Origin of the sequence: Actinomyces bowdenii, assembly GCF_017592395.1 — a bacterium.
Lineage (GTDB): Bacteria > Actinomycetota > Actinomycetes > Actinomycetales > Actinomycetaceae > Actinomyces > Actinomyces bowdenii.
Map to the genome: position 1 here is coordinate 26,159 of NZ_JAGFOU010000010.1, position 19,458 is coordinate 45,616.

Sequence of the window (19,458 nt, forward strand, 5' to 3'; positions counted from 1 at the left end):
CACCATCCTCCCGAGCCTGCGGCCATCCCGGCGACACGCGACCCTCCCGGAGCGCGTGGCCCTCCCGGGCCTCTTGCTCCCCCTGGCGCACCACTGCCAGCCCCGCCCACCCCGAAACCATCCAGCGCACCAGGGCCACCCAGCCCAGAACCCCGACGCGGGACGCCGAGTGTTGCCCGCCGAGGTCGCTGCCAGGGCCACCCAGCCCAGAACCCCGACCCGCACCCCGGGCCAGCCCGAGCCGGGAAAGGGGCACCGTCCGGCCGCGCCGTTCACCCTCCGGGGAAGGGCGCCTCGCTCGCGGCAGTGGGTGGGGTGCCTGATCGCGGGGAATCGGCGGGCCCGGGGCGCGCAGGGGTCTGAGGGCCCTTGGCGTGGTGGGAGCGGCCTGTGGGGCCGGCTGGGTCTGCCGGGCCCGCCGGGGCGCCCGGGCCCACAGGGCCGGTGCGCGAGCGGGCCTCGCCGGTGAGGCGGTCGGTCAGCCCGGCCTCGGTGACGATGAGGTTGAGGATGGCGATGTTCTCCGCCAGGACCCGGGTCTCATCCTCCATGCGGCTGATCTCCAGGGACAGGTGGAGGGCCACGCCCAGCAGCAGGAAGATCGCCAGGACGAAGAGCAGGTTGGAGGGCACCTCGAAGCCCAGGAGCTGGGACAGCGCCTTGAGCAGTCCCGGCACGGTGGCCAGGAGCACGATCGCCAGGCCGACGACGATCCACAGCGCGGCGTACTTCTCCCGCAGCCTCCGGCTGCGCAGCAGGGCCAGGATGAAGAAGACCGTCAGGGCCGCCACCAGGACGTAGAAGAGCTGGAGCATGGTCAGTCCTCCTGGGCGGCGCCGGGCGCCGCGGTGGGGCGCCGGGTGCGGTCGATGGGGCGGCGGGTCAGGGAGATGAAGAGGGCGAACATGCTGCGGCCCAGGTAGATGGCGGACTTCCACGGGTTGTTCGACGGTGTGCCGGCCTGTCGCGGGCGCATGGAGACCCCCACCTGGCTGACGGTCAGGCCAGAGCGCAGGGCGATGACCAGGGAGTCGATCGTGTCGCCCAGGTACTCGGCGGGGTAGTGCAGGCAGTACTGGTCGATGGCGGTGGCATCGGCGGCCCTGAAGCCGCTGGTGACGTCCGTCAGGCGCGTGCGCGCCACCCGGCCGACGATGGCGGCGAGCATGACCATGGCCCACCGGCGCGGGCCGCGGGCCCGGTAGGTCCCCGCCTCGGCGAAGCGCGCCCCGATGGAGATGTTCGAGTGCTCCAGCCCCGCCAGGACGGCCTCGATGTCGCGCGGGTCGTGCTGGCCGTCGGCATCGACCTGGATGGCGCGCTCATAGCCGAAGCGGTGGGCGAACTTGTAGCCCGCCCGCATGGCGCCCCCCACGCCGAGGTTGTAGGGCAGGTCCAGGACGTGGGCCCCGGCCCGCCGGGCGACCTGGGAGGTGCGGTCCTGCGAGCCGTCGTTGACCACGAGGAGGTCGTATCCGGGGACGGTCTGCCGCAGTTCGCGAATGGTCTCGCCGATGGCCGCCTCCTCGTTCCAGGCGGGCATGATGACGAGCGTTCGGGGGACATGTGTGGGCATGGGGCTCCTGACGGCCGGGGCGCAGACGGTACCCATGCTACGGCGGCGCGGCCGGTGCGCGCCGCCCCGCGCCACGCGATGGCTGTGCCAGCGGCGGGTATCGGGCCCGGCTGCTGCCGGCGGGCTGCGCACGGCGCGGGGGGAGTGCTCCAGCAGGTACCATCGTGGCGCCGATGCCGCCAGGACACTGGCCGGTGCGGCGGGCACGGACGTCGTGAAGGAAAGGGCCTGGGATGGGTTCGCTCTCCTTGGAGGAGATCAAGAAGGTCGAGCTGGACTGCCTGCGCGAGCTGGACCGCCTGTGCGCGGAGCACGGCCTGACCTACGTCCTGGCCTACGGCACCCTCATCGGGGCCCTGCGCCACGAGGGCTTCATCCCCTGGGACGACGACATCGACGTGCACATGCCCCGGGCCGACTACGAGCGGCTCTACCGCCTCTACCAGGACGGCGCCCTGGACCCCCGCTTCACCATCGCCTCCTACCGGGACCGCTCCTCGATCTACCCCTTCTTCAAGCTGGTGGACACCCGCACCCGTGCCGAGGAGACCTTCATCGACGAGCGCAATGCCCTGGGCCTGTGGGTCGACATCTTCCCCCTGGAGCGCGTCGACCTCACCGACCCCCGTCTGGAGCGGATCAGGAGGCGGGCCTCCCGCCTCGTGTGGTGGCGCCACCTGGCGGCCACCGACCCCCGCTATGCCACCTCCTCCGCCGCCCGCCTGGTCAAGCGCCTCATCCACCCCTTCACCCGGCGCATCGACCCCTACGACGTCGCCCGCAAAGCCGACGCCCTGGCCCGCTCGGCCGATGCGGGCGCGGGCGCGCGCCAGGAGGACCTGCGCCACGTGCTGCTGGTCGATGACCGCATGGACCGCAACATCCTGGCCCCCGACGACCTCCTGCCCACCCGCCGGGCCGCCTTCGAGGGGCAGTCCTTCGCCGTGCCCGCGCGGGCCGAGGAGATCCTCACCTCCTACTACGGCGACTGGAGGCGCGTGCCGCCGCCCGAGGAGCGCCCGCCCTCCCACCTGCGATCGGTCACCTGGGTCCGCCCGGAGCATGGGGGCGGGGCCCGCCATGACTGAGCACGCGAGCCGCCGGCCCGCCGGCGGGCCGGGAACCCCGGGCGAGGGGCCCGCCTCCGCGCCCCCCACCGTCTGCGTCTTCACCCCCACCTACGAGCGCGCCTACATCCTGCCCGTGCTCTACAAGAGCCTGGTGGCCCAGACCAGCCAGGACTTCGTGTGGATGATCGTGGACGACGGCTCCACCGACTCCACCGAGGAGCTCGTGCGCTCCTGGATCGAGGAGGGCCGCATCGCCATCGACTACGTGCGCACCGAGAACGGCGGCAAGCCCCGGGCCATCAACCTGGGCGTGGCGCGCTCCAGCAGCCCCCTGTTCTTCGTCGTCGACTCCGACGACTGGCTGGTGCCCACCGCCATCGAGCATGTGCTCTCGGTGTGGGGGAGGATCGAGGGCCAGGAGCGCTACGCCGGCATCGTGGCCCTGCGCGGCACCGACGAGGCCACGCCCATGGACACCTGGATGCCCGAGGGCGCCGCGGACGTGAAGTACTGGGACCTGTTCGAGACCATGGGATTCCGGGGGGACACCTCCCTCATCCACCGCACCGAGGTGCTCCGCCGCTACCCCTACGACGTCGCCCCCGGGGAGATCTTCATCGCCGAGACCTCCGTGTACTACCGCCTCGATGAGCACTACGACATGCTCGCCGACAACACCATCCTCACCATCTGCCACTACCTGCCCGACGGGCTGACCCACAACTTCGCGGCCAACGCCAAGCGCAACCCCATCGGCTACTGGAAGCACAAGCGCTACTGCGCCCAGCGCTCCACCACGCTCAAGGGCGTGGCCCGCGAGACGCTGCTCTACCTCGTGGGATGCCGGCTGGCGGGCCAGCGCGGAGCCATCTCCATGGCCCCGAACAAGGCCGTGGCCCTCGCCTGCTACCTGCCGGCCCTGGTGGCCCGCCACACCATCTTCAGGTAGGGGGTGCGGACCGTGTCAGCCACCCCCGGGAGGATCGGGAGGCCGGGAGAGCCCGCGGCCTCCCGCAGGACGCAGGCGGACCAGGCGCCCCAGGCGCTGTCCCTGCGGACCAACATGCTGTGGAACTCCGCGGGCTCCATCACCAGGCTGGGCTGCAACTACATGCTCAGCATCGTGGTGGTCTGGCTCTCCCGCGGTTTCGACGCCGCCGGCGTCCTGACCCTGGCCGTGGCGGTCTCCAACCTCGTCACCCCCTTCGCCGACTTCCGCCTGCGCACCCTCCAGGTCACCGATGTCAAGGGCGAGCGCAGCTCGGGGGCCTACGTGGGCCTGAGAATCGCCACCACCGCCCTGGCCTTCGCCGCCGGGGCGGTCTATGCCCTGGCCACCACCGCCCTCGATGCGTTCCCCGTCATCATCCTGTACCTCATCTACAGCCTGGCCGCCAACTTCATCGAGGTCCTCCACGCCATTGATCAGCGGCACCGGCGCATGGACTACATCGGCCGGTCCTACATGATGCAGGGCCTGCTCAGCTTCACGGGCTTCTGCCTGGGCCTGTGGCTGACCAACTCACTGGAGGTGGCGGTGGGGCTCATGGCAGTGGCCACCATCGCCATCGGCGTCCTCTACGACGCGCCCCGGGCGGCCCTCTTCGAGCCCCTGCGCCCGCAGATCGACATCCGGCCCGCCCTCAGGATCCTGGCCGGCCTGCTGCCCCTGGTCATCGCCCAGGTGTGCTCCAGCGCCGTCCTGGTCATCCCGCGCCAGTACCTGGCCGCCACCTCCGGCGAGAGCGACCTGGGCATCTACAACTCGATCGCGGCGCCGGTGCTCCTGGTCCAGACAGGGGCGGCCTTCGTCTACGGCCCCCTCATGGGGGAGTTCGCGGAGAAGTTCCAGACGGACAAGCGGGGGGCCATGAGGCTGCTGCGCAAGACGACCCTCCTCCTGCTGGCCGTCACCGGTCTCATCGCCCTGGTGCTGCTCCTGGTGGGCGAGCCGCTCCTGGAGCTCGTCTTCGGCCCGGAGATCCTGCCCCATGTCGGCCTCCTCCAACCGACACTGCTGTGCACGATCATGACGGCCTTCGCCTGGTTCATGAACGACCTGCTGCTGGCCCTGCGGGACTACACGGCCAGTTTCGTGGGCAATGCGCTGGCGGCCCTGACCACTCTGGCCCTGTCCACCACGATCGTGGACGCCTTCGGCATGAACGGCATCAGCTGGATGGGGGTCATCGCCTACGGCATCGCGGTCCTGAGCCTGCTGGCCTTCCTCATGCGCGACTACCGCCGCCTGGAGGCCTGAGCCGCGGGGCACCGGCGGCACCGGCGCACCGGCGCACCGGCCATGTGGCGGCCGGCCGGCGGCCCGCCAGGCTCACATGGCGTCGGGGTCGTGACGGCCGAAGTCCACCCGCACCGGCTTGTGATTGACCCGTTCCTCCTGGGGCGGCAGCGCCATGTAATCGCCGTAGCCGCGCCGCAGCACGGCATCGTAGCCGCGGGGCAGCTCGACCATGATGTCCTCGAAGGGCACGCGGGAGGTGGGGAAGAGCTCGGCCTCGCTGGCGGACCAGCGCAGCGGCTCCTGGGTGGAGTAGTCCCCCAGGACCCGGGAGCCCCCCGCACTGCGGCCCGAGCCGTCCTCGTACAGGCGCGCGGCCCGCTCCCAGCGCTGGTAGAGGGCGGCGGGGGAGACCCTCAGCCCCCGCATCGTCCCGTGCACCGCGTGGAACACGGCGGCGGCGGCGGCCCCGACCGCGCCCGTCAGCCCCGTCTCCGGGGTGGCGCTGCCGTGGAGGAAGAGCATGCGCCCCCACACCCAGGTGCGCCGGCTCTGGCGGCGGAAGGCCCTCCGGTCCCGCGGCACCCGGTCCAGGGGGAAGACGTCCACGCCGATGGGCACGGGGAAGGACCGCTGGGCCGCGGCGGCCGGGACGAACTGCGTGCCCACCAGGCCCATGACCGCGAAGGTCTTGGGGTAGTCGCGGTGGGAGCGCTGGCTCATCACCACGAAGTCCTCCCCGATCGCCCCGGGGGCCAGCTCCAGGAAGCGCTCGTAGTCGGCCCGGGGCATGCACACGTCGACGTCGTCGTCCCAGGGGATGAAGCCCTGGTGGCGCACGGCGCCGATGGCGGTGCCCCCGTAGACGGCGTAGGCGATGCCCAGCTCGCCGCATACGCGGTCCAGCTCGCGCAGCACGCAGGTGGTCGCGCGCTGCACCCGGCGCAGCGTCGCCTCGTCCTCGATGGGGCCGCTCGGGGCCGGGCCGGTGCGCCGACCGGAGGGCGCGCCGGACGCGCCGGGATCAGTGGGGCTCATGGTGACTCTCTTCTCCTTCTCTTCCCCGGCGCCGGGTCCGCCGGCCGCCTCCGCGCTTGTCGGCGCCCGCCGCCTCAGTGCCCCTCGGCCCCGTGGCCTCGCCGGGAGCGGGCCAGGATGTCCAGGAGGTACTGGCCGTAGCCGGACTTCACCAGCGGCTCGGCGCGCTGGCGCAGTCCGTCGTCGTCGATGAAGCCCATGCGCCAGGCGACCTCCTCGGGGCAGCCGATGTTGAGGCCCTGGCGGTGCTGGACGGTGCGGATGAAGCTCGTGGCGTCGGCCAGGGAGTCGAAGGTCCCGGTGTCCAGCCAGGCGGTGCCGCGGGGCAGCACCTCCACGCTCAGGCGCCCCGCCTCCAGGTAGGTGCGGTTGACGTCGGTGATCTCGTACTCCCCGCGCGCCGAGGGCTTGAGGGCCTTGGCGATCTCGACGACGTCGTTGTCGTAGAAGTACAGGCCCGGCACCGCGTAGTCGGACTTGGGCTCGGCGGGCTTCTCCTCGATGGAGACCGCCCGGAAGTCGGCGTCGAACTCCACCACGCCGTAGGCGGAGGGGTCGGCCACCTGGTAGGCGTAGACGACGCCGCCGTCGGGGCTGGTGTGACGGCGCAGCTGGGTGCCCATGCCCGGGCCGTAGAAGATGTTGTCGCCCAGGACCAGGGCAGCGCTCTCGCCACCGATGAACTCCGCCCCCAGGACGAAGGCCTGGGCCAGCCCGTTGGGGACCTCCTGGACGGTGTAGGACAGGTTGACGCCCAGCTGCGAGCCGTCGCCCAGGAGACGGTGGAAGCTGGGGGCGTCATGGGGCGTGGTGATGATGAGCACGTCCTGGATGCCCGCGAGCATGAGGGTGCTCAGCGGGTAGTAGATCATCGGCTTGTCGTAGACCGGCACCAGCTGCTTGGAGGTGCCCAGGGTGATGGGGTTGAGTCGCGTGCCGGAGCCGCCGGCCAGGATGATGCCTCGCATGGGCCTAGTGTGGCCCATCTGGGTCCCATGTGGCACTTCTGAGCCCTCCGGGTCACGTGCGCGCCCATGCGGCCCCCGCCCCGCCGGCCCTGCGCGGCGCGTCCGCACTGCCCGGCGCCGCGGCCCCGGCCCCGCGGCCTGACGTGATTGTGATCCGGCCCCTGCAGGGCCCGGGGAGCCGTGGCGGGTACGGTGTGCGCCTATGGAATCCCTTGAGCCCGCACGCCAGCGCTATGACTGGGGGTCGCGCACCGCGATCCCCGAGCTGCTGGGCTGCGCGCCCGACCCCGATCCCTGGGCCGAGGCCTGGTACGGCACCCACCCCGCGGGGCGCACCCGGCTGGCCGACGGCACCAGCCTCAGCGAGCACATCGAATCCGACCCCCAGCGGCTCCTGGGGGAGGACGTCATGCGCCGCTTCGGCACCGGGCTGCCCTATCTGCTCAAGATCATCGCCCCCGAGCGCGCCCTGTCCCTCCAGGTCCACCCCAGCCTGGAGCAGGCCGCCTCGGGCTACGAGCGCGAGCAGGAGGCCGGGCTGGCCCTGGACGACCCCGCTCGCAGCTACAAGGACGCCAACCACAAGCCGGAGATGGTCCTGGCCCTCACCCGCTTCGAGGCGGTCGCCGGATTCCGCGCGCCGCGCCGCGCCGTCGAGGTCCTGTCCGACCTGGACACCCCGCTGGCCCGGCGCATGCGCCGCAGCCTGAGGCTCAACCCCACGCGCTTCGGCATCCGCCAGGTCTTCACCGACCTGGTCAGCGCGGACACCCGCCCGGGCCCCGGGGAGATCGAGGAGCTCGTGGCGCAGATCTCCGCCCGCCATGAGGCCGGCGCCTCACCCTCGGCGAGGGTGGACGCCAATGCGGTGGCCATGGCCCGCACCTTCCCCACCGACCCCGGAATCGCCGCCTCCCTCCTGCTCAACCCCGTCACCCTCCAGCCGGGGGAGGCGCTCTTCGTGCCCGCGGGATGCGTCCACGCCTATGTCGGCGGCCTGGGGGTGGAGATCATGGCCTCCTCGGACAACGTGCTGCGCGCGGGGCTGACGACCAAGCACATCGATGTTCCCGAGATGCTGGCCTGCGTGGACTACGTGGCCGCGCCCCCGGTGCGTCCCGCGCCCGAGTACCTCTCGCGCGCCACCCGCGCCTACTACGCCCCGGTGGACGACTTCGAGCTCATGGTCACCACCGTGGTCCCCGCCGACGGCGCCCTGCAGGTCCCCGGCCGGGGGCCGCGCATCGTCCTGGCCGTCGAGGGGACCACCACGGTGACCAGTCGCCGGGGCAGTAGGCGGATGACCCGGGGGGGCGCCGTCTTCGTCGGTGCCGACGAGCGGGTCCTGAGCGTCGAGGGCGAGGGCACGCTCATCCAGGCCGACCTGCCCTAGGCGTGCCTCTCCGTGAGGCTGTGCGCGGGGCCGGTGGGCCCTGGCCCGGGGCGCGATGCCACCATCCCCGCCGTTGGCCCCGGCCGCAGCGACCGCGACCCCCCGGGGCCGGACATCGAGGAGCCTTCCGCGGAGCCCTCTAGGAGCGGTGCTCGTCGTTCCGGGGCACCGGGGAGCCGGCGGCGCCCTCCTGGCGGGCCGCGGCTGCCGCCAGGGCGTCGTCGGCCCCGGGGGCCAGTAGGACGGCGGTGGCGCCCCGGCTCCAGGCCCCCAGCACCTCCAGCAGGGCCCGGCCCGGGTGCGCGGCGCGCACCAGTTGAGCGCCCGGGGCGGGCTGCGGCGGCCCTGCGCCACCGCCGGCAGCGGTCGGGGGCGCGGCCAGGCGGGCGCGCGTGAGCGTGATGGGGCCGCCGGCCCCCGCCTCCCGCAGGAGGATCAGGCCGGACTCCCGGCCGGGCCTGGGCACCGCGGTGAAGGCATCGGCGTGCGACATCAGCTCGGCGGCGCCGTCGATGACCAGCGGGGGCAGATCGCCGGGCCAGCGCACCGCCAGGGACTGCGCGGGCAGGAGCACATGGATGCCCGCCTCGGGATCGAGGCGCCGCTCCTCGAAGGCCACGCTCATCCCGATCTCGGGCAGGTCCTCCGGCAGGGCGACGGCGTCAGCACCGTCAGCACTGTCAGTGCCGTCAGGGCCGTCAGGGCCATCAGGGCCGGCGGCCCCGGGGGCGGCGTCCGAGACGACCACCGGCCGCCCGGCCAGCCAGGCCCCGCAGGCCCAGGCGATGGTGCGCCAGTGGGTGGGGCAGCCCAGGTGAACCGCGGTGCCGGGCTCGGACTCCGCGGTGATGAGGCCCGCGGCCTTGGACTGCCACATCGACAGCACATGGCCGCTGAGCTCGATGCGCTCGGCCGGGCTGTACCACACGATGCGGGGCTGCTGACCCTCGTGGGCGTCCAGGAGCTGCTGAAGGGCGTCTGGGGGCATGAGGGGATTGAACCAGATCTACAGGCCCGGGGGCCGCAGGGGCCGGGGTCTCGGAGCGGTGTCGGCGCCGCCGGGGCGGGTGGGGTGCGTGTCACACCCCAGTAATTAAGCCGGAAAAGACGGGATGATGCCCCTATCAGGTTCACTGCGGCATCCTCCCAGGGGTTTTGTAGGAAGTCGCCATACTGTGTCCTCCAGATGGGGATCTCCGCGGCATATCAAGGAACGATGTCAATGGTCACGAGAGGGTGAAGTTTCCCTCCCGGGCTTGACTGGCCTCATCTCACACACTTGTAATTCTTCTGGCACGCACGTCGAACTGAAGGGAGGCCGATCATGTGGAACATTCTCGGCGAGGGACCACTGACGCACCCTGAGGAGCCGGACACCGACGCTCTCCTCCTCCTCTTCGGCAGCGGCGAGGAGCTTGATGAGGGGCCGCTGGCCTGGCAGGAGCGCGCCCTGTGCGCGCAGACGGACCCCGAGGCCTTCTTCCCGGAGAAGGGCGGGTCCACGCGCGAGGCCAAGCGGGTGTGCGCCACGTGCGAGGTCCGCGAGGAGTGCCTTGAGTACGCCCTGGCCAACGACGAGCGCTTCGGCATCTGGGGCGGCCTGTCGGAGCGCGAGCGCCGCAAGCTCAAGCGTCGCGCCGTATGAGCGCGGTGGACTCCATAGGCGGGGTTGATCGAGTTGGGGCCCTGGCTGTCGTCGTGACAGCCGGGGCTACCCCGTTTCTGGCTCCTGCTCTGCGCGCCGTCGCCACGCAGAGCCGCGTTCCCGACATCGTCCTCATCGTCGACGTCGCCTCGCGGGCTAACGGCCTGGGGGACGGCACCCCCATCGAGGAGATCGTCGAGTCCTGCGGCCTGGACGACGTCAGTCCCGTGCGCATCGTGCGCTCCGGCGAGGCCGCCACCTTCGGCGACGCCGTGGCCCGGGGGCTGGAGTCCTACTCCCGGCTCATCGCCTCGGGCAACCGCCGCCGCTCAGGGGCCGCGGATCGCCGCAAGCATGCGGCTCCCGGGCAGATCACCGGCCCCACCGGGGCCATGTCCCCCATCACCGTCCACGAGTGCGAGCTGGTCTCCGAGATCGTCGAGGGCCAGGAGTCCCCCGGCCAGCAGCTGTGGCTCTGGCTCCTCCACGACGACTGCGCCCCGGAGCCCGGATGCCTCGAGGCCCTCATGAGCACCGCCACCAATGCCCGCTCGGTGGGCATCGTGGGCCCCAAGCAGGTCTCCTGGGACCGCCCCGACCACCTCCTGGAGGTCGGCCTGCGCGCCACGGCCTCGGCTCGGCGCGCCAACGACATCGTTCCCGGAGAGGTCGATCAGGGGCAGTACGACGACCGCAGCGATGTCCTGGCGGTGGGCACCGCCGGGGCCCTCATCGACCGTGCCGTGTGGGACGAGCTGGGCGGCACCGCCCCCTGGCTGGGCCCCTTCGGCGACGGCCTGGAGCTCTCCCGTGCCGCGCGCCTGGCCGGCTACCGCGTCGTCGTCGAGCCCGGGGCCGTCATCCGCCACCGGCGCGCCTCCTACCTGGGGCTGCGCCGTGCCCCCGGGGCGGAGGGGGGCGAGCAGGCGGCACCGGTGACGGCGCTGCCCGAGCAGGACCCCGAGCGCTCCTACCGCGCGCGCCGCATCGCCCAGCTGACCAACTGGGCCGCCTTCTCCAACCGCCCCCTGCCGCTGCTGCTCGCCTGGTTCCTCATCCTGGGCCTGGTCCGCTTCGTGTGGCGGATGGTCCTCAAGGCCCCCTCCCTGGCCCGCGACGAGCTGGCCGCCGCCGTGGCAGTGGCCGGCCGCGGCGGTCTCATCCGCGCGGGCCGACGCCGTCTGGCCCGCCACAGCGAGGTGCCCCGCTCCGCCCTGGGTCGCCTCTACGTCGAGCCCGCCCAGATCCGCGCCTATCGGCGGGACCGGGTGCGCCAGGACCGGGAGCGCCGCGCCCGCGAGAAGGCCCCCAGCGAGCTGGAGCTGCGCGAGCTGGCGGCCCTGGCGCGTGCGCGGCGCCGCACCCTGGGGGCCGTGACCCTCGTGGCGCTGATGGTGGCGGGCGCGGGACTGTCCCACGTGGTGCTCACCCGCTCGATCGTCGGAGGGGCCCTCACCGGGCTGGACATGACCTGGTCCCAGGCCTGGTCCGCGGCCTGGAGCGGCTGGCTGCCCACCTCCGACGGCTATGCCGGGGGCCCCGCACCGCTGCTGGCCATCCTGGCCCTGCCCCTGGCGCTGGCCGGGGCCCTGGGCCTGGGCGGCGCCACCGTCATCCAGGTCCTCCTCCTGACCGCCATCCCCCTGGCGGCCCTGGGCGCCTGGTTCGCCGCGGGCGCCCTCTCGCGCCGCGTGGCGCTGCGCGCCGGGGCCGCCCTGGCCTGGGCCCTGACCCCCACCGGACTGCTGGCCGTGGGGCAGGGCCGGCTGGCCGCCGTCCTGGTCCACCTCGCCCTGCCCTGGGCCCTGCTGGCCCTGGCCCGCGCGGTGGGTGCTGATCGGCGCGATGTCGTCGTCTCCGGCATGGTGGGGGCCCATCAGCTCACCGATGAGGAGCGCGCCGAGCTCGACCGCTTCTCCCAGGGGCGCCTGGAGGACCTGGCCCATCTCGACGAGGAGGCCGCCGGCACCGATCCGGCCGAGCCCGGGGCGGGGGAGGAGCCGGCCCCCACCCCGGCCGGCACTGCTGGCGCTGAGGCCGGCCAGGCCGGGTCCTTGGACGCGGAGCAGGCCAGCGCCGGGCGGGACGAGGAGGCCGTTTCGGCGCCCGGCACCCGTGAGGGGAGCCGCTCCGGCGTCCCGGAGCCCGGTGCCGCCAGGGCCGAGGGCATGGCGGCCCACGGCCCCGGATCGGCCACTGCGGCGGCCGCGGCGGGCCTGCTCCTGTCCATCGTGGTGGCGGCGGCGCCCGCCACGGCGGTCATCCTCCTGGCACTGCTCGTCATCCTGACGATCCTCACCCGCGGAGGCCGGCGCCTGGTCCTGACCATCCTGCCCCTCGTGGCCACCGCGGCCCCCGCCTGGTGGCGGGCCTGGCAGCTGGGCCGGGACGCCGGCTGGGGCGAGGGGCTGCGCCTGCTCCTGACCGACCTGGGAGCCCCCCTGGCCGTCTCAGCTCCCAGCAGCACCGACCTCCTCCTGGGGTCCCCCATCGACCTCGACGTGCTCCTGCCCGTCTCCTGGCTGGCCGTGCTCGCCCGGATCCTCCTGGTCCTCGTGCCGCTGGCGGGGCTCATCGGGCTGCTCATCCCCGGTGCGGCCGGCGCGCGCAGCCGCACCGGCATCCTGCTGGCCCTGGGCGGACTGGCCCTTGCGGCCCTGAGCATCCGGGTGGTCACCGCCGTGGGCACGACGGTGCAGGACCCCTCGGTGGTCCTGGTCACCGGATGGGCCGGAACCGGGCTGTCGCTGAGCCTGGCGGGCTTCCTCATCGCGGCCCTGGCCGCCGGGGATGCGGCCGTCGCGGCCCTGCGCCCCCGGCGCGCGGCCCAGCGGCGCACGGTCCTGGCCGTGGCGGGCGCCCTGGCGCTGGCCGGCCCCATCCTCATCGGGGCCGCCTGGAGCTGGCAGTCCCTCAGCGCCCCGGGCACCCAGCTCATGGCCCTGCGCCCGGGCAGCCAGCAGGTGCCCATCATCGCCGCCCAGGCCCAGGCCTCACCCACTGCCGGCCGGGTCCTGCTCCTGGCCTCCACCCCCCAGGGGCTGCGCGCCTCGGTGTGGCGGGGGCCCGGCCTCCAGATCACCGACGCCCTGCCCTCGGTGCTCAACACCGAGCTCAGGCAGCGCGCGGGGACGAGCCTGGACCGGCTCCTGCTCAGCCCGGCGGCCCCGGGGGCCCGGCCCCTGGACCTCCAGGACCGGGCGGACGCGGCCATGGCCCAGCTCGTGGCCCGCGCCACCTCCGGGCAGGACGAGGGCGTCGCCCAGGCCCTGGCCGACCACGGGATCGCTGTCATCCTGCTGCGCAACGCGGCAGGCGATGAGGTGACCGCCGATGCGCGCTCGGCCATGGCCTCCACCCCCGGCCTGGAGCAGCTGGCCCAGACCGAGTCGGGCACCGCCTGGCGCGTGGCCCCCGACGGCGAGCAGAGCGCCGCCCGCCTGCGCGTCATCGAGACCGGGGCCGCCCCCGCCGGCTCGGGCAGCCCGGCGGCGTCGACGGCGCTGCCCTGGAGCGGTGGGGCCTCGGGCACCACGGTGCAGCTGCCCGAGGGCAGGGGGGAGCGCCTCCTGGTCCTGGCCGAGCGCAGGAGCCACGACTGGAGCGCCACGCTCAACGGCCGTCCGCTGAGCGCCACCACCGTGCCCCATCCCGAGGGCGGCTGGGCGATGGCCTTCTCCCTGCCCGCCTCCGGGGGCGAGCTCACCGTCACCCACGCCAGCACCGTGGCAGTGCTCCTGAGCCGAGCGATCTGGGTGGTCTGGGCACTGACACTCATCGCGGCCCTGCCGCTGCGCCGCGGGAAGGAGTCCGCATGAGCCGCACGCCCGGCCAAGGGCCCGACGAGGACTCGGCGCGCCCGCAGGACGCGAGGGAAGCGCAGGAGATCCGCACGGTGGGGCCCGAGGCCCCGCCCGCTCAGGGAGCGTCGCAGGGCCCGTCGCAGGATGCCGCTGATGCGGCCGCGCCCGTGGGGGACGTGGAGGACGGGTCCCCGGGCGCCTCGCACGCCCGCGGCGGCCGGCCTGCCGGGGCGGAGGGATCCGACACGGCGGGCGAGGCCGGCGCCGGGGCCGAGGAGCCGCAGGCCGGCGGCGACGGCGCCGGGACCGGGAGCGCAGCCGCCGGCAGCGGCGGGACCGGTGACGAGGAGTCCAGCGGCGCCGCGCAGGCCGAGGGCGCCGCGGCGACAGGCCCCGCCGAGGAGCGGGCTGAGAGCCCCGCGACCCAGGACGGCAGCGCCCCGGGGCCGGGGCACCGGAGCCGCGCGCCCCGGGACCAGGATCCCTCGGAGGACGGCGCGAAGGATGAGGCGATGTCCGAGGCCGAGCGCAGCGGGAGGGCCGCGGCGGGAGCAGCGTCCGAGGCACCCGCCGCGCCCACCGGGCCTGCCCGGCGCCGTCTGCGCACCCTGCGGGCCCGGCGCTCCCGCGCGCCGCTGAGCTGGCGCCGCCTCGCGCGCCGCTGCGTCGCCGCGGCCAGTGCCCTGGTGCTCGTCTCAGGCGCCGCGGGCCTGACCTGGTGGGGGCGCCACAGCCCCGCGCCGATGGCACCGGCGGGCGTCGAGGCCGTGACCATCGCCGAGCAGGGTGCCCGCACGGTCTACAGCTGCCCCGGCCGGCCCGGCAACACCCTGGCCGCCGCCGATGAGGGCGAGACCACTGCGCGCACCCTCATCACCCCCGTGGGCCGGGCCCGGGCCATCGACTACCGCGGCGAGGCCCTCAGGAGCGAGGGGACCACCTCCCTGGACACCGGCACCGGCGGGGTGCTGAGCATCGAGCCGGCGGAATCCCAGGCCGTCAGCGCCGCCACGGTCATCACCAGCCTGACCAACGGTGGCGACCTGCGCGGCCTGACCGCCGCGCCGTGCCTCCAGCCCAGCGCCGTGTCCTGGATCGTGGGCGGCTCCGCCGACCTGGGGGCCTCGGCCGACCTGCGCCTGGACAACCCCGGCGTCACGGCGGTCACCGCCCGGGTCACCCTCTACGGCTCCTCAGGGCGCCTGTCCCTGCCCAGCAACGGGGAGGTGACCATCCCCGCGGGCAAGTCCCAGTCCATGCTCCTGGAGACCAGCGGCAGCCAGGACGAGCGCATCGCCGTGTCCATCGAGGCCGACGGCGGCTCCCTGGTGCCCAGCCTCGCCACCGAGTCCCTCGACGGGGAGACCGCCGCGGGCGTCGACGTCATCACCCCCGGTGCGGTCCCGGCCACGGACCTGACCATCCCCGCCGTCCAGGTCGTCGAGGCCGCCAAGCAGGGGGAGACCCCCGAGGACTCCACCGGCGCGACATCCTCCGAGGCCACCGCTGTGCGCGTGGTCAACCCGAATGAGGAGCCCGCCTCCATCAGCATCACCATGCTGGGGCCCGAGGGGCCCACGCCCCTGCCCGGGGCCCAGGAGGTCGAGATCGACCCCGGCGCCGTGTTCGACCTCTCCCTGCGGGGCGTGGAGCCCGGCACCTACGGCGTGCGGGTCACCGCCGACCGGCAGGTGGCCGCAGCCGCCCGCCTCGTGCGCAGTGCGGGGGAGCACCCGGCCCGCTCCGGCGCCCTGGTCCACGACGAGGCCTGGATCCAGGCCGGCGCCGCGGACTCCGGGCCGCGCAGCATCCTGGCCGTGCCCCGGGGCGGGGGACTGACCCCCCTGGTCGCCCTGGCCAACAGCGGCCCGCAGCGCACCGTGACCGTGGCCTCCCTCGACGGGGGCTGGAGCCAGGAGGTGAGCCTGCCCCCGGGTGCCGCGAGCACCGTCGAGGTCCCTCAGGACTTCAGCGCAGTGATCATCACCGACTCCGCAGCGGGGGAGGGGCTGGCCGCGGCCACCGTGGTGACCGCTGAGGCCACTGGGAATGCCGCAGGCACACTCATCTCCGCCGTCCCGGCGGTGCCCGACGCGGCCGCCAGCGCCCAGCGCGACATCCTGCTCGACTGACCCGCCCACCGGAGTCGCTCACCGGCCCGCCCCCTCCTGCGGTGCGGGCACCTCCCTCCAGCGCGCATCGGACCGTGCTCGACCCTGCCGCTCGCACCGCGTGCTCCCTGGAAGGCGCGGCGATGGGATGCCGGGGTGAGGGAGGCGGGGCCGGGGTGGCTCAGGGGGTGCGTGTGGGCCGGTTGGACGTCACCGCGCGGCAAAGGCGTCACTTCGCGGCAATGACGGCGCCTGGAAGGTGCGTCCACTCCGCTGAGTGACACCGGAACCGCGAAGTGGCGCCCTTCTTGGGCCGGCGGGGGCGCGATGCGGTGGGTGGCCGCGGTGCTGGGCGCTGCCGCCTGCGCGCCCCTGCCCCGCCGCATCCCGGTGCTCAGGGCAGGACAGCCTCCACCACTGCTGCTGCAGCGAGTGGTCCTCTAGTGGTAGGAGCCCGGGTCGATCTCCTCGGGGCGGCGCCCCAGCATGAGGGCCACCTGCTCGACCACCACCAGGCGCACGATCTCAGCCAGCTCCTCGTCCCCCGAGACCCGGCTGACCACCGGGCGGCGGTAGATGATGACCCGGCCGGGCAGGCCCGCATGCGGCTCCGCCGCGAAGCCCCGCCCCAGCACCACCGAGTGCTCCCAGGGCGCGGGATCGGAGGGGGGCACCTCCTCCACGGCGAACTGGATCGCCTCGACCTGGGGCCAGCGGCGGCCCAGGTCCTGGGCGGTGGCCACCACCAGCGCATCGAAGCGCTCGGCCCGGGTGCGCCAGGCGGGCAGGCTCGGGGGCATCAGCGGCCCGCGCAGGCCGCGGCCATGGCGATCGCGCCGCCGGCGCGGCCCCCTCCTCGACGGCCCGCCGGCCCCGGCGTGGTACAGGTCGGTCACAGTGTCCAGCCTAGGGGCGAACCGGCTGCCTCCCGGGCATCGGCACGGTAGCCTGCGGGCGTGAGAAGAGTCCGACGCTGCCGCAGGCCCGGCTGTGAGCAACCAGCCGTGGCCACCCTGACCTCCGTCTACGCGGACTCCACCATCGTCCTGGGGCCGCTGGCCACCGAGGCCCAGCCCGAGGCCTACGACCTGTGCGAGAAGCACGTCGCCTCCTTCACCGCGCCCCGGGGCTGGCAGGTGATCCGACTGGCCACCGAGTTCGCCCCCGCGCCCCCCAGCGAGGACGACCTGCTGGCCCTGGCCGACGCCGTGCGCGAGGCCTCCCGGACCCCCCGCCCCTCGCCCCAGCCGGCCGAGCACCGGCCCCGGCCCGGCGGGATCGTGCCCGGTCCCGTCACCGGCCCCGCCGGCGCCCAGGGGCAGGGCCTCCCGCAGCCCCCGGAGGTCCTGGCCGGCGAGATCACCCGCCGCGGGCACCTGCGCGTCCTGCGGGGGGACCGGGCGGGCGAGGAGGCATGAGCATGACCCAGGGCACCGGCCCCGCCAGGAGCGGGCCCGAGCGCATCGACCCCGGCCTGCGCGGCATCCTGCGCTGCCCCATCACCGGCGAGGAGCTGGAGGACGGCGGCGACGCCGCCGCCCCCGTGCTCATCTCCCGGGGGGCCGCACTGGCCTACCCGGTGCGCGACGGCGTGCCGATCCTCCTGCCGCACGAGGGCCGGCCCCTGCCCGCCTGAGGCGGACCACCGGCAGGGGCGGCCCAGCGCCTCCGGGGCGAGGCCCCTCAGAGGCGCTGGGCGCCGCCCGCCCCGGTTCCCGTCCCCACTCCGAGGACCGGGCGCTCCATCTCCTGGCGCGCGACGTCCTCCAGCGCCCTGTCGCGCAGCTCCAGGATCAGCTCGCGGTTGCGCCGCTCGACCATGACGGCGGCCAGGAACCGCTCCGGGTGGGTGCCGGAGGGCGGCGGCGGGGAGACCAGGTCCTGCATCTGCTGGGCCAGATCCAGGCCCAGGCGGTGACGGTGCTCGGGGCGCATCGTGCCGGCCCGGTGCAGGAAGGTGCGCACCGCCAGCGACAGTCCGCCCGGGATGCGCCGGATATCCGTTCCCGCCGCCCAGGAGCTCAGCTCGGGGGGCATGAGGAGGGGGGCGCCGTCCCTCATGTCATGGCGCTCGCGCACGACATAGGTCCCCGCCAGCAGGTCTCCCAGGCGCTTGCCCCGCTTGGTGACCAGGCTGGTGCCCAAGGCCAGCAGTGCCTGGGACAGCCAGATCTCCACCACCCCGATCAGGACCCGGACCAGGCTGTGGCGCCAGCGCACGGCGCCGCCGTCGTCGCGCACCACCCGGGTGCCCATGACCAGGCGGCCCGCGCTGCGCCCATTGCTGAGCAGCTCCACCGCCAGGGGGATGGCCACCATCCACAGGAAGACGATGAGGCTGATGAGCACGGCCAGCTGGGCACCGTCGGGCCTGCCCGCGCCCAGGGCGCCCTGCTCCGCGAGCATGGCGAGGGACATGGCGGTGGCCCACAGGCCGATCCCGTAGATGCCGTAGTCGATGACCCCCGACAGCAGGCGGGAGACGACGGTGGCGGGCACGACCTCCAGGGCCACGGCCTCACCGGTGACCATGAGGTCCTGCTCGATCCTCCGCTCGGATGAGGGCGGTGCTTGAGTCGTCATGACAGACTTCCTGTGTGGATGTTGATGCTTTCTCCGCGGCGCACCGCGACCAGTGGGACCGTCTCGACCAGCTCGTGTCCCGCAGGCGCCTCAGTGGTCAGGAGGCCGATGAGCTGGTCGCGCTCTACCGCTCCTGCGCCCGCCACCTGTCGCGGGTGCGCACCACGGCGCCGGACCCCCAGCTGGCAGCCGATCTGTCCCGCCGCCTGGCCTCGGCGCGCGGGCGCCTGACCGGCACCCGTGAGCTCAGCCTCGGCGATGCGATGCGCTTCCTCAGCACGACGATGCCGGCGGCCCTCTACCGCATCCGCTGGTGGACCATCGGGGTGACCATGGCAGAGATCGCGATCGCCGTCATCGTGGGGGTCTGGACGCTGCGCACCCCCGAGGCGATGAGCGCCCTGGGAACCCCCCAGGAGCTCGAGCAGTACGCCTCGAAGTCCTTCGAGGCCTACTACTCCACCTACGAGGCCCCGGACTTCGCCGCCCAGGTGTGGACCAACAACGCCCGCATCGCCGCGCTGTGCGTGGCCAGCGGCATCACCGGCGTGCTGCCCCTCTACATCCTGTTCCAGAACGCCGTGCTCCTGGGCAGCGCCGGAGCCGTCATGGCCGACCACGGGGCCTTCCCCCAGTTCCTGGCGCTCATCAGCCCGCATGGCCTGCTGGAGCTGACCTGCGTCTTCATCGCGGGCGCCGCCGGGCTGCGACTGTTCTGGACCCTGCTGGTGCCCGGGCCCCGCTCCCGGGGCGCCGCTCTGGCCGCCGAGGGCCGCGCCCTCATCACCGTGGCCGTCTTCCTCACCGGTGCCCTGGCCCTGGCCGGTCTCATCGAGGCCTTCGTCACGCCCGCGCCCATGCCGTGGGCCGTGAAGATCACCATCGGGGTCCTGGCCCTGACCGCCCTGTGGGCCTACACCCTCCTGCTGGGCAGGCGCGCCGCCGCCCGCGGTCACACCGGGGACCTGGGCGAGGAGGAGGCCGGGTACACCCTGCCCGAGGCCGGCTGAGCCGACGCGGCCGCTGCTTCTC

Annotated in this window: 17 protein-coding genes; 10 read left to right on the plus strand and 7 right to left on the minus strand. The window is 74.1% G+C overall.

Going from position 1 to position 19,458, the window contains the following annotated elements:
• Positions 1-272 precede the first annotated feature (272 nt).
• A complete protein-coding gene (locus tag J5X07_RS05905; protein ID WP_208478991.1) occupies positions 273-815 on the minus strand; it encodes a DUF2304 domain-containing protein in 543 nt (180 codons plus the stop codon).
• Positions 816-817: 2 nt separating this feature from the next.
• Entirely contained in the window at positions 818-1,576 is a 759-nt protein-coding gene (locus J5X07_RS05910; protein WP_208478992.1) for a glycosyltransferase family 2 protein, read from the minus strand.
• Positions 1,577-1,809: 233 nt separating this feature from the next.
• Here J5X07_RS05910 and J5X07_RS05915 point away from each other — a divergent pair, with 233 nt between their 5' ends.
• The 3 genes from J5X07_RS05915 to J5X07_RS05925 are packed head-to-tail and all read left to right on the plus strand — an operon-like array spanning position 1,810 to position 4,906.
• A complete protein-coding gene (locus J5X07_RS05915; RefSeq protein ID WP_124934682.1) occupies positions 1,810-2,664 on the plus strand; it encodes a LicD family protein in 855 nt (284 codons plus the stop codon).
• Positions 2,657-3,595: a glycosyltransferase family 2 protein gene (locus tag J5X07_RS05920; RefSeq protein WP_208478993.1), complete on the plus strand. Its 939-nt coding sequence runs from the start codon at positions 2,657-2,659 to the stop codon at positions 3,593-3,595. The genes J5X07_RS05915 and J5X07_RS05920 overlap by 8 nt, the downstream gene beginning before the upstream one ends.
• A gap of 12 nt (positions 3,596-3,607) precedes the next feature.
• Positions 3,608-4,906 carry a lipopolysaccharide biosynthesis protein gene (locus J5X07_RS05925; RefSeq protein WP_244925147.1) on the plus strand — a complete coding sequence of 433 codons (1,299 nt, stop codon included), beginning with the start codon at positions 3,608-3,610 and terminating at the stop codon, positions 4,904-4,906.
• A 72-nt stretch (positions 4,907-4,978) separates the two neighbouring features.
• Here the strand turns inward: J5X07_RS05925 and J5X07_RS05930 are convergent, their stop codons facing one another.
• Positions 4,979-5,923 (minus strand): LicD family protein, encoded by a 945-nt coding sequence (locus J5X07_RS05930; RefSeq protein ID WP_208478994.1) that lies wholly within the window; start codon positions 5,921-5,923, stop codon positions 4,979-4,981.
• 74 nt (positions 5,924-5,997) lie between these two features.
• Complete coding sequence (gene rfbA, locus J5X07_RS05935; protein ID WP_124934679.1) at positions 5,998-6,891, minus strand: glucose-1-phosphate thymidylyltransferase RfbA; 894 nt, start codon at positions 6,889-6,891, stop codon at positions 5,998-6,000.
• A 202-nt stretch (positions 6,892-7,093) separates the two neighbouring features.
• On the opposite strand from rfbA, the gene manA reads away from it, so the two are divergent.
• On the plus strand, positions 7,094-8,284 hold the full coding sequence (gene manA / locus J5X07_RS05940; RefSeq protein ID WP_208478995.1) for a mannose-6-phosphate isomerase, class I: 1,191 nt from the start codon (positions 7,094-7,096) through the stop codon (positions 8,282-8,284).
• A gap of 139 nt (positions 8,285-8,423) precedes the next feature.
• Here the strand turns inward: manA and J5X07_RS05945 are convergent, their stop codons facing one another.
• Positions 8,424-9,272, minus strand: coding sequence for a TIGR03089 family protein (locus J5X07_RS05945; protein WP_208478996.1), 849 nt, complete (start codon positions 9,270-9,272; stop codon positions 8,424-8,426).
• 336 nt (positions 9,273-9,608) lie between these two features.
• Here J5X07_RS05945 and J5X07_RS05950 point away from each other — a divergent pair, with 336 nt between their 5' ends.
• The 3 genes from J5X07_RS05950 to J5X07_RS05960 are packed head-to-tail and all read left to right on the plus strand — an operon-like array spanning position 9,609 to position 15,864.
• Entirely contained in the window at positions 9,609-9,929 is a 321-nt protein-coding gene (locus J5X07_RS05950; RefSeq protein WP_124934595.1) for a WhiB family transcriptional regulator, read from the plus strand.
• 53 nt (positions 9,930-9,982) lie between these two features.
• Positions 9,983-13,747: a glycosyltransferase gene (locus tag J5X07_RS05955; protein ID WP_341769420.1), complete on the plus strand. Its 3,765-nt coding sequence runs from the start codon at positions 9,983-9,985 to the stop codon at positions 13,745-13,747.
• Positions 13,744-15,864, plus strand: coding sequence for a DUF5719 family protein (locus tag J5X07_RS05960; protein ID WP_208478998.1), 2,121 nt, complete (start codon positions 13,744-13,746; stop codon positions 15,862-15,864). The genes J5X07_RS05955 and J5X07_RS05960 overlap by 4 nt, the downstream gene beginning before the upstream one ends.
• 419 nt (positions 15,865-16,283) lie before the next feature.
• Here the strand turns inward: J5X07_RS05960 and J5X07_RS05965 are convergent, their stop codons facing one another.
• The gene (locus J5X07_RS05965) at positions 16,284-16,739 is read right to left on the minus strand and encodes a metallopeptidase family protein (protein ID WP_244925134.1); all 456 of its coding nucleotides are present in this window, start codon (positions 16,737-16,739) and stop codon (positions 16,284-16,286) included.
• 108 nt (positions 16,740-16,847) lie between these two features.
• Here J5X07_RS05965 and J5X07_RS05970 point away from each other — a divergent pair, with 108 nt between their 5' ends.
• Entirely contained in the window at positions 16,848-17,261 is a 414-nt protein-coding gene (locus J5X07_RS05970) for a DUF3499 domain-containing protein (protein WP_244925133.1), read from the plus strand.
• A gap of 2 nt (positions 17,262-17,263) precedes the next feature.
• On the plus strand, positions 17,264-17,479 hold the full coding sequence (locus tag J5X07_RS05975; protein WP_208479024.1) for a Trm112 family protein: 216 nt from the start codon (positions 17,264-17,266) through the stop codon (positions 17,477-17,479).
• A 47-nt stretch (positions 17,480-17,526) separates the two neighbouring features.
• Here J5X07_RS05975 and J5X07_RS05980 read toward each other — a convergent pair whose 3' ends face one another.
• Positions 17,527-18,426, minus strand: a complete 900-nt coding sequence (locus J5X07_RS05980) for an RDD family protein (protein ID WP_208478999.1) — start codon at positions 18,424-18,426, stop codon at positions 17,527-17,529.
• A gap of 14 nt (positions 18,427-18,440) precedes the next feature.
• Here J5X07_RS05980 and J5X07_RS12925 point away from each other — a divergent pair, with 14 nt between their 5' ends.
• Positions 18,441-19,436 carry a stage II sporulation protein M gene (locus J5X07_RS12925; RefSeq protein WP_208479000.1) on the plus strand — a complete coding sequence of 332 codons (996 nt, stop codon included), beginning with the start codon at positions 18,441-18,443 and terminating at the stop codon, positions 19,434-19,436.
• Positions 19,437-19,458 lie beyond the last annotated feature (22 nt).